Raw genomic sequence first — 1293 nt, 5'->3', positions numbered from 1 at the left:
CGGAAAATTCTAACGGGCAATATGCCCGTTAGAATTTTCCGGTGGAACGGGCATATTGCCCGTTAGAATTTTCCGGTGGAACGGGCATATTGCCCGTTAGAATTTTCCGGTGGAACGGGCATTTTGCCCGTTAGAATTTTCCGGTGGAACGGGCATTTTGCCCGTTAGAATTTTCCGGTGGAACGGGCATTTTGCCCGTTAGAATTTTCCGGCGGGCAAAAACAGTTTGGTGATTTTCACTAGTCTTTGGTGCGTACGCGATCGCATTCAACTATCAAAAGGTAACCACACTCCGAATCGACTCACCCTGATGCATCAAATCGAAGGCATCATTAATTTGTTCTAAGGGCATGACATGGGTAATCATGTCATCAATATTAATCTTACCTTCCATATACCAATCTACGATTTTAGGAACATCCGTGCGTCCTTTAGCTCCCCCAAAAGCTGTACCTCGCCAGACCCGTCCGGTCACCAGTTGAAAAGGTCGAGTATTGATTTCTTCTCCAGCACCGGCGACACCGATAATAATAGATTCACCCCAACCTTTGTGGCAACATTCTAGAGCTTGGCGCATCACCTTAACATTACCAATACACTCGAAACTATAATCAGCGCCCCCTTTAGTTAAATCAATAATGTAAGGGACTAAATCGCCCTCTATTTCATTAGGATTGACAAAATCCGTCATGCCGAATTTTTCCGCAAGTTGTTGTTTTTTAGGATTAATATCAACACCTACAATTTGGCTAGCACCCACCATCCGTGCGCCTTGAATCACATTCAAACCAATTCCCCCAAGTCCAAATACCACGACTCTCGAACCTGGTTGAACTTTAGCGGAATTGATCACAGCACCAATACCCGTTGTAACTCCGCAACCGATGTAACAAACTTTATCAAAGGGAGCATCTTTGCGGATTTTTGCTACTGCGATTTCTGGCAGTACGGTATAGTTAGCAAAGGTGGATGTTCCCATGTAATGATGGAGCATTTTGTCATTGACAGAGAAGCGACTGGTACCATCGGGCATTAAACCACGTCCTTGGGTATTCCGAATCGCCTGACAGAGATTGGTTTTACCACTTAAACAGTATTCACACTGACGGCACTCAGGGATATAGAGGGGAATCACATGGTCTCCTACCTCGACGCTAGTCACCCCTTCACCCACCTCAACGACTACACCTGCTCCCTCATGTCCTAGAATGGCTGGAAATAGTCCTTCTGGATCTGCGCCAGACAGGGTATAGGCATCGGTATGGCATACTCCGGTTGCTTTAATTTCCACCA

At 45.9% G+C, this 1293-nt stretch carries 1 protein-coding gene; it reads right to left on the bottom strand.

Annotated features, from left to right (window positions below; all coding sequences use genetic code 11):
• Positions 1-274: 274 nt before the first annotated feature.
• Positions 275-1293, bottom strand: a 1019-nt coding sequence (locus tag F6K53_RS43185) for an S-(hydroxymethyl)glutathione dehydrogenase/class III alcohol dehydrogenase (RefSeq protein WP_293086841.1), incomplete at its 5' end; no start/stop codon positions are given.

The sequence above is a fragment of the Moorena sp. SIO4A1 genome (assembly GCF_010672065.1).
Taxonomy (GTDB): domain Bacteria; phylum Cyanobacteriota; class Cyanobacteriia; order Cyanobacteriales; family Coleofasciculaceae; genus Moorena.
This window is presented reverse-complemented; position numbering and strand designations above follow the sequence as displayed.